This window comes from Paenibacillus endophyticus, assembly GCF_014192395.1.
Taxonomy (GTDB): domain Bacteria; phylum Bacillota; class Bacilli; order Paenibacillales; family Paenibacillaceae; genus Pristimantibacillus; species Pristimantibacillus endophyticus.
Window position 1 is genome coordinate 58,748 of record NZ_JACHXW010000011.1, and the last position, 14,308, is coordinate 73,055.

The window sequence follows — 14,308 nt, forward strand, 5'->3', positions numbered from 1 at the left end:
TTTGCCTTTTCGCCATACGTCCTATAAAATCCATTCCTGATGGTTCACAATCATTCGCCTCTAGCTTAATGACTTAGATTTTGTTTCATCAGAGAAGCAATCGTTTGCTCGTTTGTATCTTTGATCTTCTCTAGCTTTTCAATGACCAATTCCTGTCGTTGTACCGAATGATTTTGGCTTAGCTTCGTTTTCCCCTCTATTCTGTCAATTTTCATTTTAAAGCCTTGAACCCCTTTATTTAAACCACTTAGAAAGTTAGGGTCTATATCCTCCAACCTATAGGAACTATTAGCGGTTTCGTACTTTAACACCATATCATTTAAGGACATCATTAACTCATGCTCATCATCTATAAGCTCTACCGAACCGTATACATGAGCAGTCACATAGTTCCATGTTGGAACTGCTCTATTCGTCTCATACCAAGATGGGGAGATATAACAATGTGGACCATGAAATACGGCTAGCACTGTCTGTTTACTAATATCCTTCCAATGAGGGTTTGGACGAGCAAAATGCCCGTATAGGCACAGATGATTTTTATCGAGAATTAATGGCAAATGGGTAGCATATGGAGCCCCATCATGCTGAGAGAACAATGTGGCAAAACTATTTTCTTTAATAATTTTATAGGCAATAGATAAATCCGTAATTTCAAAATGTGAAGGTACGTACATTTGGATTTCTCCTCTGATACATTTTGTTTGTTATCAAAATCATTTACAATGCTAATAATCAACCATGCAAAACGTATAATTAAAAGTCTTGTCCATCGTACATTAATTAGGCGATTCTTTCATTAACGCTTCTAACCAGGCTGTTTCATGCTCGAACAGCTTGTCACTTTTGGTCGTGCGAAGGTCTGTAAGCAGCTTCTGCACCTCTGGCTTGTCTTTACCGAACCGCCATAAAAAAGATAAACCATGCATAAGCTCGCTCATCGGAAATTGCCCTCCGCCTTTTCGCGGCCTAGCGGTTATCGCCTTGCATCTTCTCCATACAAGCGCTGTTTCCGCAGCTCCGCCCCATTTATCGAGCGCCTCCATTGCATTCCATTTCACATCTGCCGAACGGTCATGCTCCAGCGCATGAACAAAGCACGGCACATATGACGCATCTCCAAAGTCTGCCGCATAACGAATAACCAAGCTCCGGACTTCTCCGGCAGAGGAACTGAGGTGCGAAAGCACCTGGGGCAAAGCCTTAGCTAGGCTAAGATCACGCAAGGTCCATAACGTATAAATAATATCGTAGTCATCCTTTGATTGCTGAAGCAGCTGTATCATACGTTCATATACTTCGTCTTGCCGGCAGCGGCCCAATACCCGTATTGCTTCTCTTCGCATTGCGCCGTTCGGCGAGTGGCTGAGCTTTAGAAATGGTACGGCATCTGGTATTTCTGGAACACGGGCGAACGACCATAGCAGCCGGGAAACACTTCGATTACTCGTTGTGTTCGCAAGCACACTAAGCATCAAGCGGACAGCCCGAGGATCTCCTGTTATATGAGCCAAATGACTCAATATGAAGCATATATGCAGCTTTGTCTCTTCGTCCGCTGCTTCATTCAGCAGCTCGGCAGCTGCATCAATGATTGCGGGATCATTCAGCGTTTCCGCTTCGCGCATCGCCTTCCATGACACCTTATCCGCAGAGCTTTGTACCTCTTCCCCCTGCTCGTTCGTTTCCACAGTCATCCGTCGGAGCAGGTTGCGAACATACGCTATCCATTCGCTCATTCTTATCTCCCTCCGACTCTCAGCTGGAAAAATGATTACCAATCCGGTACCCGGCAGTATGCGCGAGTTGCTTCAATTCACCGAGTTGCTCGGCTCTAACCGCAATCAATACGTAGCTGTCGCTCTCCATATCCATGCATGCCAGAGCGATACCGTATGCTTCCAGCTTGGTTTTCATCGTTTCCAGCATTTTTTCTGTCCGCTGCTGCTCGTCGTATTCAAACTCGGACCAGTCCTTGTCATGAGGGAGAAGCTGCTTCCTCGCAATTAATCTTCGGGTTACGTAAAGAACGGTGCTGCCCTCTGATTTCCAATCCATTTCATCGGCTAATCTTTCCTCTATCAGCGCATCTACCAATGCAATCCAAGGCAGACCTTCCATCGGACCCGTTATTCCCCGATCGTCAAGCCGGTCCTGCCATTTCTCGCAGTATTCTACCGGGGCCAGATAGGCATCGCTAACCTCCTGCACGATATCTTCATTGCCAGCAGACAGCCTTCTGCTAAGCGCAAGAAGAGCTGCGAGCTTTCCATCTTCCAAGCCTTGATCTGCTTCCGAGCCAGACACAAGCATCGCATCTGCATTCTTTTTTCGAAAAAAATCGAATAAGCCCATGCTGCACGTCCTCCAATCCGGCTTTATAAGCTTTCATTTTCTATGCTCGCTATATGATTTGCTCATTGTATCTAAAGGGTATCTTTCAATTGTATACATTGCCAATCAGAAAAACCACTCCAACGGTTTCAGCCAAAATTAAAATACAATTGAAACGTGGATGCATTCCTTTCGGCACTGTCGTCCTACAATGAAAAAGATACCATCGTTTCTCGCAGCGCATCCATATTTTGCTTACTAAAGTTGAGAAACCATAAAAAAATGAGTAAAATAGAAGGAATGAAAGGGGAGTTTTGAAATGACGGATTTAGCAGCAAGCATGGAAATAGGAATAAGCACATTTTTGGAGACAACGCCAAACCCAGTGACAGGAGAGGTCATCAGCCATGCAGAGCGGCTTCGCCATGCGGTCGAAGAAATTGTACTAGCCGATCAGGTCGGGCTAGATGTCTATGGGATCGGCGAGCATCATCGGGCTGACTACGCTGGCACCTCGCCTGCAGTCGTACTCGCAGCTGCCGCTGCAATGACGAAGCATATTCGTCTGACCAGTGCGGTAACCGTTCTGTCCTCCGATGATCCCGTACGCGTCTATCAAGCTTTCTCCACACTGGATGGCCTATCGAACGGGCGTGCAGAAATTATGGCAGGTCGCGGTTCATTCATCGAGTCCTTCCCGCTGTTTGGATACAGCCTGGATGATTATGAAGAGCTGTTCGAAGAAAAATTGGAGCTGTTGCTCGCTATCCGTGATTCCGAGAAGGTAACTTGGCGCGGCGGACATCGTCCCGCCATCGATAATCTTGCCGTGTACCCGAGATCCGTTCAAGCTCCGCTGCCGGTCTGGATCGCAAGCGGCGGCAACCCGGAGTCCGCCGTTCGTGCGGGTGTGCTTGGTCTACCCATCGCGTTCGCTATCATCGGAGGTATGCCGGAGAGCTTCGCTCCGCTCGTCAAGCTGTATAAAGAAGCCGCGGCAAAGGCAGGTCATGATCCGAGCAAGCTGCCGATAGCGACGCATTCACACGGCTTCGTCGCGGATACAACCGAGCAAGCTGCCGACTCGTTTTTCCTGCCAACGCAGGCACAAATGAACGTCATCGGGCGCGAGCGCGGCTGGCGCCAGAACTACGACCGCAGCGCTTATGACGCAGCCCGCAGCCTGCGCGGCGCGCTATATGTTGGCGATCCGGAGTACGTAGCCGAGAAAATCCTTCTTCTTCGCAAAAACCTAGGAGTTACCCGTTTCTTCCTGCATGTCAATGTCGGAACGATGCCTCACCGCGAGGTGCTTCACGCCATTGAGCTGCTTGGCACGAAGGTAGCGCCGATCGTACGGAAAGAGCTTACAAAAAACCAGCCCTAATGATTACAGCGGAACGGCCGCCTTGGACGATGAACGAAGTCCAAGGCGGCCGTTTTTCATATAGTTAGGGAGGAGTATAAAACGAAATGTTACTGTCTTTTGCAATAAGCGTTCTGACCTTTTGAATCGCCATGGTGATCCCTTCAGCAAAAAACCTCCGGCTGGAGGTTTTTAAGTTTTTTCTTGTCATAGCGTACTGCGCCGCAGCTCATAAAAATACTGCACGATTGGATGCTTTAACTTCATCTTCTCGGACAAGTTTAAAATACGCTTTCTGCCGACTCGTCTGTCCACCAAAGCTAAAATATTCAAGAGAATATCGCTGCTCTCCAGGCTTTCCTCTATTGAAGTGGATAAAAATTGATTAGCTGCTACGGTAAAATTTGATTTGCTTAATGATGACTGCGCTGACAAAAGCTCCTTTGCATATTCTGATATTTTCCTACCTCTGAACATGACTTTTATACGGTCCTCCGGAACTTTCCCTTCGGTTTCTTTTCTGAGCGCTTCAATTTCTTCATCGGAGATCGGAATTTGGATATTTGGATCATTTTTAATTTCAAGCTCCGTCTGATACCATCTGATTAAGGTCGTTATATCAGCCATATTGAATACGTTCTTTTTATCTACCGCAATATAACAAAGCCCAGCCTTATCAGGTAAATAACGGTAGCTGGTTGAACGGTACTCGACCCTTCCAACTAACGCAGGAGAGAGAAAGCTCTCCAGTTGTTGCTTCAATTTACTCCAGGACATGTATCCTCCTAAATGCTATGTTCTTTATTATATATACCTAATGGATCAGTCGTTCTATACTCCATCATACAATAACCAACACAGTGATCATACTACATACACGCAATCTTGACCTACTCCTTTTTCATCTGAGGTGGCCTATACACGTTGTGGATCATATAATTATTACATCAATATCCGATCCTCCATGTTCAAAAAAGGATTTGAATTCTTAGCTCCGAGAATATATGTGCATGAAAAATGGACTGTCCACTTCTTTGCAGCTATAACAAAACAAGCGATCTTCGAGATAAGATATAACTATCTTCTCGAAGATCGCTTATTGTTTCATACGAATCATGCATATTCAATTTATTATTCATGCTTAATATTTGTTGTGAGCCTATTGCTGACGCACATAAATTCATGCTTTACATATTCTTTTGTTCCAGCATTCTCAATAGAATCGTTGCAGCCTCAGCCCGCGTTGTTTTATCATTGGGAGCAAACCCATTTATGCTTTTACCGCGAACAAGTCCCGAATTTTTCATCGCTGCCACTGCGCCCTTCGCCCAATTTGGAATCTGATGATCATCCACAAAGCCGGTTGTTGAATTGACGTCCGCCTTTAAGTCGAGTGCTCTCGCAATCATCACTACCGTCTCCAATCTAGTCACTGCTTTATTCGGGCGGAAACTGCTATCCTCGAAGCCTTCAATAATACCGGCTTGCACGGCCCGTGCTACCGCTTCCTTCGCCCAAGGTGCAATTTTCGCTGAATCGGTAAAAGATATATGGGCCATATCTGCTTTCGGCTTCAACGCATTCATCAACATCACCACAAACTCCGCTCGTGTAACAGCAGCATTCGGCCTAAATGTGCCGTCTGGGTAACCGCTAACGATTCCTTTATTTACAGCTAGTTTGATATTAATGGCTGCCCAATGCCCTGAGATATCGTTAAATTCAGATATTGGACTTGAATTTAACGGCCCACAAGGTACTCTCTGGCCGTTCACTGATTCAACACATAGCACCGCAAATTTTGCTAAGTGATTTACTTCTACCGAGATCCAGCTGCCATCGATCTTGCCACCAGCAACCTCCACCCAGGCTTTCTTTGTTTCGTCAAAATAGAATACTCCCGGTTGCTGTCCCTCCGCCAATTTTGATGGCTCAAATGCAAAGGATATCGTTATCCATTTTTTGAAATTCTCTACAATGTTTTTCGAGATCTCAAAAACGTCGCTGACCGGATGCATTTGTTGGATTAGAAGTTTTTTGATTTCCAAATCTCTTTTAATTGTTATTTTTAACTCCTTGTCTATTGCCCCTGACGGAATAAATATTTTCACATCATTTTCAAAGCTAACCTCTCCTATTGCTCCCGCGGGCAATGTTAATTTTCCGTCCGTTGAGACTACCTTGATGATGCTTGGTCCGCCAGAGCTTATGTTTGCGCTCCATTGCGCATACAGCGTCATGTTCACGCTTCCCATAGCGAACGTTGCCCCAGCTGCGTAGCTCGTTCCGCTGCCATTTGCCGCAGTGTTCCAGCCGGCAAATGTATAGCCCGTTCTCGCCAAGCTGCCATTACCCAACACCGTTACCGATGTGCCGGTTTCGTACGTTCCGCTGTCCGTTGGCACTGTTCCTCCAGTGCTTCCGTTTCCGTTATACGTAACCGTATAGGTAGGGCTCAACGTCCACTGCGCATACAGCGTTACATTCGCGCTTCCCATAGCGAACGTTGCCCCTGCCGCATAACTCGTTCCGCTGCCGTTCGCCGCAGTATTCCAGCCGGCAAATGTATAGTCCGTTCTTACCAAACTTCCTTTACCCAACACCGTTACGAATTCACCTGTTTCGTACGTTCCGCTGTCCGTAGGCACCGTTCCTCCGGTGCTTCCGTTTCCGTTATACGTAACCGTGTAGGTAGGGCTCAACGTCCATTTCGCATACAGCGTCGTGTTCACGCTTCCCATAGCGAACGTTGCCCCAGCTGCGTAGCTCGTTCCGCTGCCATTTGCCGCAGTGTTCCAGCCGGCAAATGTATAGCCCGTTCTCGCCAAGCTGCCATTACCCAACACCGTTACCGATGTGCCGGTTTCGTACGTTCTGATGTCAGTAGGAACTGCCCCTCCGGTGCTGCTATTGCCGTTATACGTAACGGTGTACGTCGGGTTCAACGTCCATTTCGCATACAGCGTCGTGTTCACGCTTCCCATAGCGAACGTTGCCCCAGCTGCGTAGCTCGTTCCGCTGCCATTTGCCGCAGTGTTCCAGCCGGCAAATGTATAGCCCGTTCTCGCCAAGCTGCCATTACCCAACACCGTTACCGATGTGCCGGTTTCGTACGTTCTGATGTCAGTAGGAACTGCCCCTCCGGTGCTGCTATTGCCGTTATACGTAACGGTGTACGTCGGGTTCAACGTCCATTTCGCATACAGCGTTACGTTCGCGTTCCCCATCGTAAGTGCCGCACCTGCCGCATAGTTCGTTCCGCTGCCATTCGCCGCAGTATTCCAGCCGGCAAACGTGTAGCCTGTTCTTACCAAGCTGCCATTACTCAACACCGTTACCGATTCACCTGTTTCGTACGTTCCGATGTCAGTAGGAACTGCCCCTCCGGTGCTTCCGTTTCCGTTATACGCAACCGTGTAGGTAGGGCTCAACGTCCACTGCGCATACAGCGTCGTGTTCACGCTTCCCATAGCAAACATTGCCCCAGCTGCGTAGTTCGTTCCGCTGCCATTTGCCGCAGTGTTCCAGCCGGCAAATGTATAGCTCGTTCTCGCCAAGCTGCCATTACCCAACACCGTTACCGATGTACCGGTTTCGTACGTTCCGCTATCCGTTGGCACCGTTCCTCCGGTGCTTCCGTTTCCGTTATACGTAACGGTGTACGTCGGGTTCAACGTCCATTTCGCATACAGCGTCGTGTTCACGCTTCCCATAGCGAACGTTGCCCCAGCTGCGTAGCTCGTTCCGCTGCCATTTGCCGCAGTGTTCCAGCCAGCAAATGTATAGCCCGTTCTCGCCAAGCTGCCATTACCCAACACCGTTACCGATGTGCCGGTTTCGTACGTTCTGATGTCAGTAGGAACTGCCCCTCCGGTGCTTCCGTTTCCGTTATACGTAACGGTGTACGTCGGGTTCAACGTCCATTTCGCATACAGCGTTACATTCGCCATATCCAAAGTCAGCGTTGAACCTGGCGCATAGCTAGTTCCACTGCCGTTCACAGCGGTGTTCCAACCCGCAAACGTGTAGCCCGTTTTCTCCAAGCTTCCCTTACCCAACACCGTTGCCGATGCGCCTATCCCATATGTGCTGCTATCTATAAGTCCAGTTCCTCCCGTGTTCCCATTACCATGATAAGTTACTGTCGAGTTTTCATATACCAGATTCATGTTGTCCCCTACCACCATAAACGTGTTGTTACCATATTGAATATCAAGAAGAAAGTCAGTGACACCCGATGCACTTCGCTTCCAGCTAACTCCATCGCTGGAGGTCATAATTGTTCCCCCAAATCCTACTGCTACATATCGGCCATTGCCATAAGTAATGCTGCCTAATGATTGTGTTATGCCCGATGTTTGCACTGTCCAAGTCATTCCATCGGGTGATGTTACAACCGTTCCGGTGGTTCCTACCGCCACATATTGCCCGTTGCCATAAGTTACAGCCTGCAGATAATTGCTTGTATTCGATATTCGCTCTGTCCAACTTACTCCGTCAAGTGAAGACCATATCTCACCATGCTGTCCCACCGTTACAAACTTATCACCATAAGTAACGCCATACATATAAGATCCACCAGCGCCAGAAAGAATTTGACTATCCCAAGTCACTGCATCAGAGGAGGTCACTACTGTTCCAAATTGCCCAGTCGCTACATACTTGCCACCCCCGTGAGCGATGCTTGATAAAATATTACTAGTATCTGAGGTAGAAATTCCAAGCACATGTCCAGGCACCCAAGTTAGGATCGTCCCGGCCCCGCCCACCATCACATACTTGCCGTCAGCATAGATAATATCATTGAGGCTTGCTGAAGTACCTGTCACGACACTAGATGAGAACTGACCTCCACTATTGTCTAAGGAATAATAAAGTGCCCCGCTATCTCCAACAGCGACAAACCTGTCAGTTCCACGGGTAACACCATTCATCTTTTTACTCAATTGAGGGTCTGGCTTGCTCCATGCAGCAAAAGTAGAAGCAGGGTGAATCATTTCCAATAAAACAAGTAATGCAATAAACAAAAAAACATAACGCCGTTTATTCATCAATCTCTACCTCCTAATCTAAAATAATTATGATTTGTGCTTGATGTCATTCGTCATTTTTTTTATAGTGACTCTCTTAGATTCGAAAGACATATAGTCATATTTTATTGAACATGAATCAACACTTTAGCAGCGCCACCATCCGTCATATTCCAGTTATATGCAGCCGCCATAGCCGTCCCTGGTATAAACGGCGTAATCATACTTACTAGCAATGGATACATCAACGGTCTGCATTTCAGCAAGATACCTTACTCCTCCTTGTCATTTAAATTTTTAAAAAACTTAAACTACATCCCTGACCACTCCGCCTCTAAACCTTTCTCCTATAAGAACGGAATACAGTTTGTATCATCCTTGCGGTAAAACACGCCTTGCCCGTCTATTGCATTCTGGTCTTTCAATTTACACAACATAAGAGGGGGTACTTAGAAGTTGCAAGCCTGAATCTCGATATTCTGCAGGTAAGTAGCTAGGAGAGGAGCTCCAATTCCTTATGCTCCTAAATGATGAAAGGCAATTAGACCGCAGGTTGAATATATGCAATTACAATTGGGACTTACACTCACATATTTCAATGGTTCCATGTACTTACCTTCCTTGAAACAAATCTATATTTATTATAATATTTGGAAAACAAAAAATGACCTACCCAATCGGGTAGGTCATTAACTAAATAGGGTAGGCGAAATGGCAAATGCGAAAAGGCATGCAGTGAACTTTGGTGGCATCGGCTTTCAGCTTGAGCCTTTGTATTAGTCATTATAATAACTTTACTGACCGTTATTTTTCGTTTACTACATTCAACATATTCAGAAGCATAACAACCGCTTCGGCTCTTGTTGTTTGTGCGCGGGGATTGAATGTGTTCACCCCTGTACCTTTCACTACACCGCGCTCTTTCAGAGCGGCTACTGCACTTTTGGCCCAGATCGGAATCGATGAATCATCTGCGAAAGAGGTGACTGCATTCGGGTCTAGTAGCAGCTCGAATGCCTTTCCAATCATCGTTGCCATCTCAGCCCGCGTAATATTCGCATTCGGCTGGAAGGTCCCATCCTGATATCCGCTAATAATGCCAGCTTGCACCGCTTGTGCTACCGCAGCGCGCGCCCAAGTCCCAATGTCCGCTTTATCTGTGAAGGTCAGCTCCGCTCCTGCTTCCTGAGCGTTCAATGCTTTCATCAGCATGACGGTGAATTCTGCACGGGTTATCGTTTTACCTGGCTTGAACGTTCCGTCCACATAGCCATTCACAATGCCATCTTTTACTGCTTGCTTGATGCTTGCTTCAGCCCAGTGTCCTGCGATATCACTAAGTTCAGCAGGCGTTGTTCCCTCTGACACGGGAAGTCCTGTCAATTGGTCTACAACAAGAACCGCAAATTTCGTAAAGTGATTAACCTCTACTGAAATCACATTTCCGCTTGTCTTGCTGCCTTTCACTTCTACCCATTCTTTCTTCCCTTCATCGAAATAGAAGATCGCAACCCCTTGGCCGCTCTTCACATTGTTCGCATCGAAAGCAAAGGTGAGCGTTACAGGCTTGATGAAATTACCCGGGATGTTTTTCAATACTTCATATACCGAGCTTGCAAGAACCTCTTTATTGGCTAACACATTTTTCGTATCCAGCCATTTCGTAATCGTTAATTTCAGTTCTTGATTGACTGCGCCTGTAGGCACGGTAATCGTGAATCGCTCTTCCAAGCTTACCTCGCCAATTGATCCAACTGGAAGCGTTAGGCTCCCGTCTTTTGATGTCACTTTAGCTGGAGTAGGAACAACACTTCCGCCATTGCCTCCGCTAATAGGTGGAACTGTTGCTTCATTCACAGTCACCGTATACGTAACCTGCGTTACGCCATCCTCAGCGGTTACGATGACTTTATTGCCTGTCGCTAATACGGTTGCTACTGTTACACCGTCTGCATGGTACACTTCAAACATCGCATCCGCTGCTGGCGTGATTGCTGCTTTCAGCGCTGCCAAAGTTGTACCGGATGGAATGGCTGTTATCGTTTCATTGCCTGTGCCCGTTGCACTTACCGTGCCGATTGTCGAAGTTAGCGTCGCATCTGTCTTTTTCAGTACCGTCACCGTATACGTAACCTGTGTTACGCCATCTTCAGCAGTGATTATGACTTTATTACCTGTCTCTAATCCTGTAGCTACCGTTATTCCGTCTGCTTGGTACACTTCAAACGTCGCATCCGCTGCTGGCGTGATTGCTGCTTTCAGCGCTGCCAAAGTTGTACCATATGGAATGGCTGTTATCGATTCATTGCCTGTGCCGTTGGCACTTACGGTGCCGATTGTCGAAGTTAGCGTCGCTGCCGTTTTCACTAACGTTACCGTATACGTAACCTGTGTTACTCCATCCTGCGCTGTAACGATGACCTTATAGCCTGTTGCCAAAGTTGATGCTGCTGTTGTCCCATCTGCTTCGTAGACCTTAACCGTCGCGCCCGCTGTTGGCGTAATCGCTGCCTTTAGCGCCTCTAACGTCGTTGTGCTCGGAATGTTCGTAATCGTCTTTTGCAATGTTCCGCCCGTGCTAACCGTTCCAATTGTAGAGGTTAACGTTGCGGTGGTATTAATCCATCTAGCAAATAACGTCTTACTCGCCGTGATCGTAAAGCTGTCTGCCGCCGAGTAGCTCTTGCCGGTTCCATCCGCTAGCGTATTCCATCCCGCGAACGTATAACCTGTCTTGACCAAATTGCCGGTATTTCCAGCAACGCTAACCGTTGTTCCACGCAAATACGCGGTTTCGGCACTCGGCAGGTCTCCATCGGTTTCACCGTTTCCGTTATAGGCGACATGATGGAGCTGAGAGCTCTGCAAGTAAGGATACCCCTCGTTAAGCGAGGAATCGATTGCCCATGTATGCTCAAAATCCCAACCTTCATAGCTGCTTTGCAGCATCATCGCCGCTGTCGTTAGCCCCGTACCGCCACTTGTTCCCGAACTTGTTTGTCCCGTTGTCTCGCTATCGTAGAAGCTATTGATTGCAAGATCATTGTTTCCAGCTAAGCCGCCTAAGCGTCCGTCGCCTGTTACGGCACCCGTTGCATAGCTATTGATGATACTATACCGGGTATTACCAACCAATCCGCCGGCGAAAGTCTTCCCATTCACACTTCCATTGTAGTAGCTGTCAGAGAGAAATCCATCATTGTGTCCTACCAAACCACCGGCTGTCCGATGTTGACCGCTAATGTTTCCGGTAGCAAAGCTCTTGTTAATCGTGCCCTCGTTAAAGCCGACCAATCCGCCTGCATATGTCGCCGCTCCACTCAGACTTCCCGCAAAGAAGCTATTGGTAATGCTGCTTTCATTATAGCCTACCAATCCGCCTGCAGAGTCCCCGGTGACGCTTCCTGTGATGACCCCGCTGTTCGTGATCGTTCCTCCGTTCACTCCAGCTAGTCCACCGGCATACGATCGACTGCCTACATCGATGTTTTCCAGAATGACATTACTGACTATCCCTTGGGATATATATCCGAATAGTCCTACAGGTTCTTCAGAATTATATTTAGTTCTACTACTCTTTAAATTCGCAATCGTATAACCATTGCCGTCGAAGTTTCCTGCAAATGCACGATACCAATTACCAATGGGCACCCAGCCATCACCCGCCGCATAACCGCTCAAATCGATATCCGCTGTCAGCTTAAAACTCGCGTTTAAGAAATACCTGACCTGATTAAGCTCGGCCGCGGTTGCAATGAGATAAGGATCCTCTGTTGTTCCCGAACCACCGGCAAATACCGTACCGGTTGCCGGGAATGTCGCGGTTACCACTCCGGAATCGGCTGAATTTGTTACGACTGTTGCCCCCGCTAACGTGAAGAAATCCGAAGGCACTCCCTTCAACACATATCCCCTCTTGGGCGTGATCGTCAGCGTTGCCGTGTAAGTCTCTCCCTCTGCAAATCGGGGAGCAGCCTCAGGAGACCAAGCGATTGATGCGGTATATTCAGCTGTAGTTGTCTCCCGAATTGGCACTTCGCCCGCAACTGGCGCAGGTACCCCGCTAATCGCTGCACTCGCAATTACATTTATAGCATTTATCGTCACGGTATACGTAATCTTCGTTGCTCCATCCTGAGCCGTAACGATGACCTTATTGCCCGATGCCAATGTCGTCGCTACCGTGGTTCCATCGGCCTCATAAATCTCGAACGTAGCATTCGTTGCCGGCGTGATCGCTGCCTTCAACTCGTCTAACGTCACATCGCCCGGAATGCTCGTAATGGTCTCCGTCGCTGTCCCTCCCGTGCTCACCGTTCCAAACCCGGATGTCAAAGTAGCTTTGGTGCTCAGCCATTGTGCATATAGGGTTGTATTCTCGGTTATCGAGAACGTGTCTGCTGACACATAGCTCGTACCGCTGCCATCCGCTAGCGTATTCCATCCCACGAAGACATAGTCGGTTTTGACTAAAGGATCTGAAAGATCTATATCTCCACTCACGGTAACCGTTTCATTATTGGAATATATGTTGTTGTCAGTCGGCACGGTTCCACCGGTGTTACCGTTACCGTCGTAGTTCATTTCACGGTAGAAAGCTTTCAAATAGGGATATCCTTCATTCACGTCAGGATCGATTCCCCAATAATCGTTAAAGCTCAGCCAACTTTCATACGTACTTAGCGTCTTCATCTCTAAAGTCGTTTTACCTTCGCCTTTCTCCGTATCACTTTGCCCTGTCGTTTCGCTGTCGTACAAGCTACGGAAGACTGGTCTGTAACTATAACCGACTAAACCTCCTGAATAAATTCCAGCTTTCACCTTTCCTGTCGCGTAACTGTCGCTGATCTTATCCGAGGAATTCATCGCTATCAAGCCACCTGCCTGCTGCTGCGCATTCACACTCGCATTGCTGTAGCTATTGCTGATTAGCGCCTCATACTGCCCTTGCCCTACCAAGCCTCCTACAGCAGTACTTCCTCTTATACTTCCCGTCGTAAAGCTTCCAATAATTGAGCCAGAATTTAACGCTACCAAGCCTCCTACAGTGAAATTACCCACTACATTGATATTTTCCAGCCCGATATTAGTAATTGAACTTTCCTTAGCAGCTACTCCGAAAAGCCCAACATAAGAACTTCCTGGTCTATTAATGGTAAGATTTAAAATTTTGAACCCATTGCCGTTCAAGTGACCATGGAATGAATCTTCAACATTTTTACCAATCGGCGCCCAGCCTTCGCCTTCCGCATAACCGCTCAAATCGATATCCGCTGTCAGCTTAAAATGTATGTTGTTGCCCAAATGCCATCTGACCTCGTCGAGTTGGACAGCCGTTTCAATGAGATAAGGCTCATTGCTCGTACCCGTTCCTCCTGCGAATTCTACACCTGACGCAGCAGATACTTCATTCCCTCTATCGAACAGCCCGTTCCATCCACCAAGTACCATTAACATCGCTAAGATAATAGACGTTACTTTCCTACTTGCTCTAAATCTTGTACTCATGTCGTTTTCTCCTCCATACCACTATTGAATTCGGACCTAAGTATAGGTCCCAAGCCATACAAAAAAACAC

The 14,308-nt window shown here is 47.4% G+C and carries 8 protein-coding genes; 1 reads left to right on the plus strand and 7 read right to left on the minus strand.

Features of this window, described 5'->3' with window-relative positions; translation table 11 throughout:
- Positions 1-65: 65 nt before the first annotated feature.
- The 3 genes from FHS16_RS18075 to FHS16_RS18085 form a co-directional block, all read right to left on the minus strand.
- On the minus strand, positions 66-677 hold the full coding sequence (locus FHS16_RS18075) for an FMN-binding negative transcriptional regulator (RefSeq protein WP_183565550.1): 612 nt from the start codon (positions 675-677) through the stop codon (positions 66-68).
- Positions 678-779: 102 nt separating this feature from the next.
- Entirely contained in the window at positions 780-1,739 is a 960-nt protein-coding gene (locus FHS16_RS18080; RefSeq protein ID WP_183565554.1) for a HEAT repeat domain-containing protein, read from the minus strand.
- Positions 1,740-1,758: 19 nt separating this feature from the next.
- Positions 1,759-2,355, minus strand: coding sequence for a DUF6630 family protein (locus FHS16_RS18085; protein ID WP_183565557.1), 597 nt, complete (start codon positions 2,353-2,355; stop codon positions 1,759-1,761).
- A 298-nt stretch (positions 2,356-2,653) separates the two neighbouring features.
- Here FHS16_RS18085 and FHS16_RS18090 point away from each other — a divergent pair, with 298 nt between their 5' ends.
- Positions 2,654-3,721 carry an LLM class flavin-dependent oxidoreductase gene (locus FHS16_RS18090; RefSeq protein WP_183565560.1) on the plus strand — a complete coding sequence of 356 codons (1,068 nt, stop codon included), beginning with the start codon at positions 2,654-2,656 and terminating at the stop codon, positions 3,719-3,721.
- 186 nt (positions 3,722-3,907) lie between these two features.
- Here FHS16_RS18090 and FHS16_RS18095 read toward each other — a convergent pair whose 3' ends face one another.
- The 4 genes from FHS16_RS18095 to FHS16_RS18110 form a co-directional block, all read right to left on the minus strand.
- Positions 3,908-4,477: an SF0329 family protein gene (locus FHS16_RS18095; RefSeq protein WP_183565563.1), complete on the minus strand. Its 570-nt coding sequence runs from the start codon at positions 4,475-4,477 to the stop codon at positions 3,908-3,910.
- 410 nt (positions 4,478-4,887) lie between these two features.
- Positions 4,888-8,751, minus strand: coding sequence for an InlB B-repeat-containing protein (locus FHS16_RS18100; RefSeq protein WP_183565566.1), 3,864 nt, complete (start codon positions 8,749-8,751; stop codon positions 4,888-4,890).
- Positions 8,752-8,855: 104 nt separating this feature from the next.
- Positions 8,856-8,996, minus strand: coding sequence for a hypothetical protein (locus tag FHS16_RS18105; RefSeq protein ID WP_183565569.1), 141 nt, complete (start codon positions 8,994-8,996; stop codon positions 8,856-8,858).
- Positions 8,997-9,534: 538 nt separating this feature from the next.
- A complete protein-coding gene (locus FHS16_RS18110; protein WP_183565572.1) occupies positions 9,535-14,238 on the minus strand; it encodes an S-layer homology domain-containing protein in 4,704 nt (1,567 codons plus the stop codon).
- Between the last annotated feature and the right edge of the window lie 70 nt (positions 14,239-14,308).

What these genes read in the sequence shown, in the direction of transcription:
- FHS16_RS18075 (WP_183565550.1), bottom strand. Translation starts at nt 677, where the DNA reads ATGTACGTACCTTCACATTTTGAAATTACGGATTTATCTATTGCCTAT.
- FHS16_RS18080 (WP_183565554.1), bottom strand. Translation starts at nt 1,739, where the DNA reads ATGAGCGAATGGATAGCGTATGTTCGCAACCTGCTCCGACGGATGACT.
- FHS16_RS18085 (WP_183565557.1), bottom strand. Translation starts at nt 2,355, where the DNA reads ATGGGCTTATTCGATTTTTTTCGAAAAAAGAATGCAGATGCGATGCTT.
- FHS16_RS18090 (WP_183565560.1), top strand. Translation starts at nt 2,654, where the DNA reads ATGACGGATTTAGCAGCAAGCATGGAAATAGGAATAAGCACATTTTTG.
- FHS16_RS18095 (WP_183565563.1), bottom strand. Translation starts at nt 4,477, where the DNA reads ATGTCCTGGAGTAAATTGAAGCAACAACTGGAGAGCTTTCTCTCTCCT.
- FHS16_RS18100 (WP_183565566.1), bottom strand. Translation starts at nt 8,751, where the DNA reads ATGAATAAACGGCGTTATGTTTTTTTGTTTATTGCATTACTTGTTTTA.
- FHS16_RS18110 (WP_183565572.1), bottom strand. Translation starts at nt 14,238, where the DNA reads ATGAGTACAAGATTTAGAGCAAGTAGGAAAGTAACGTCTATTATCTTA.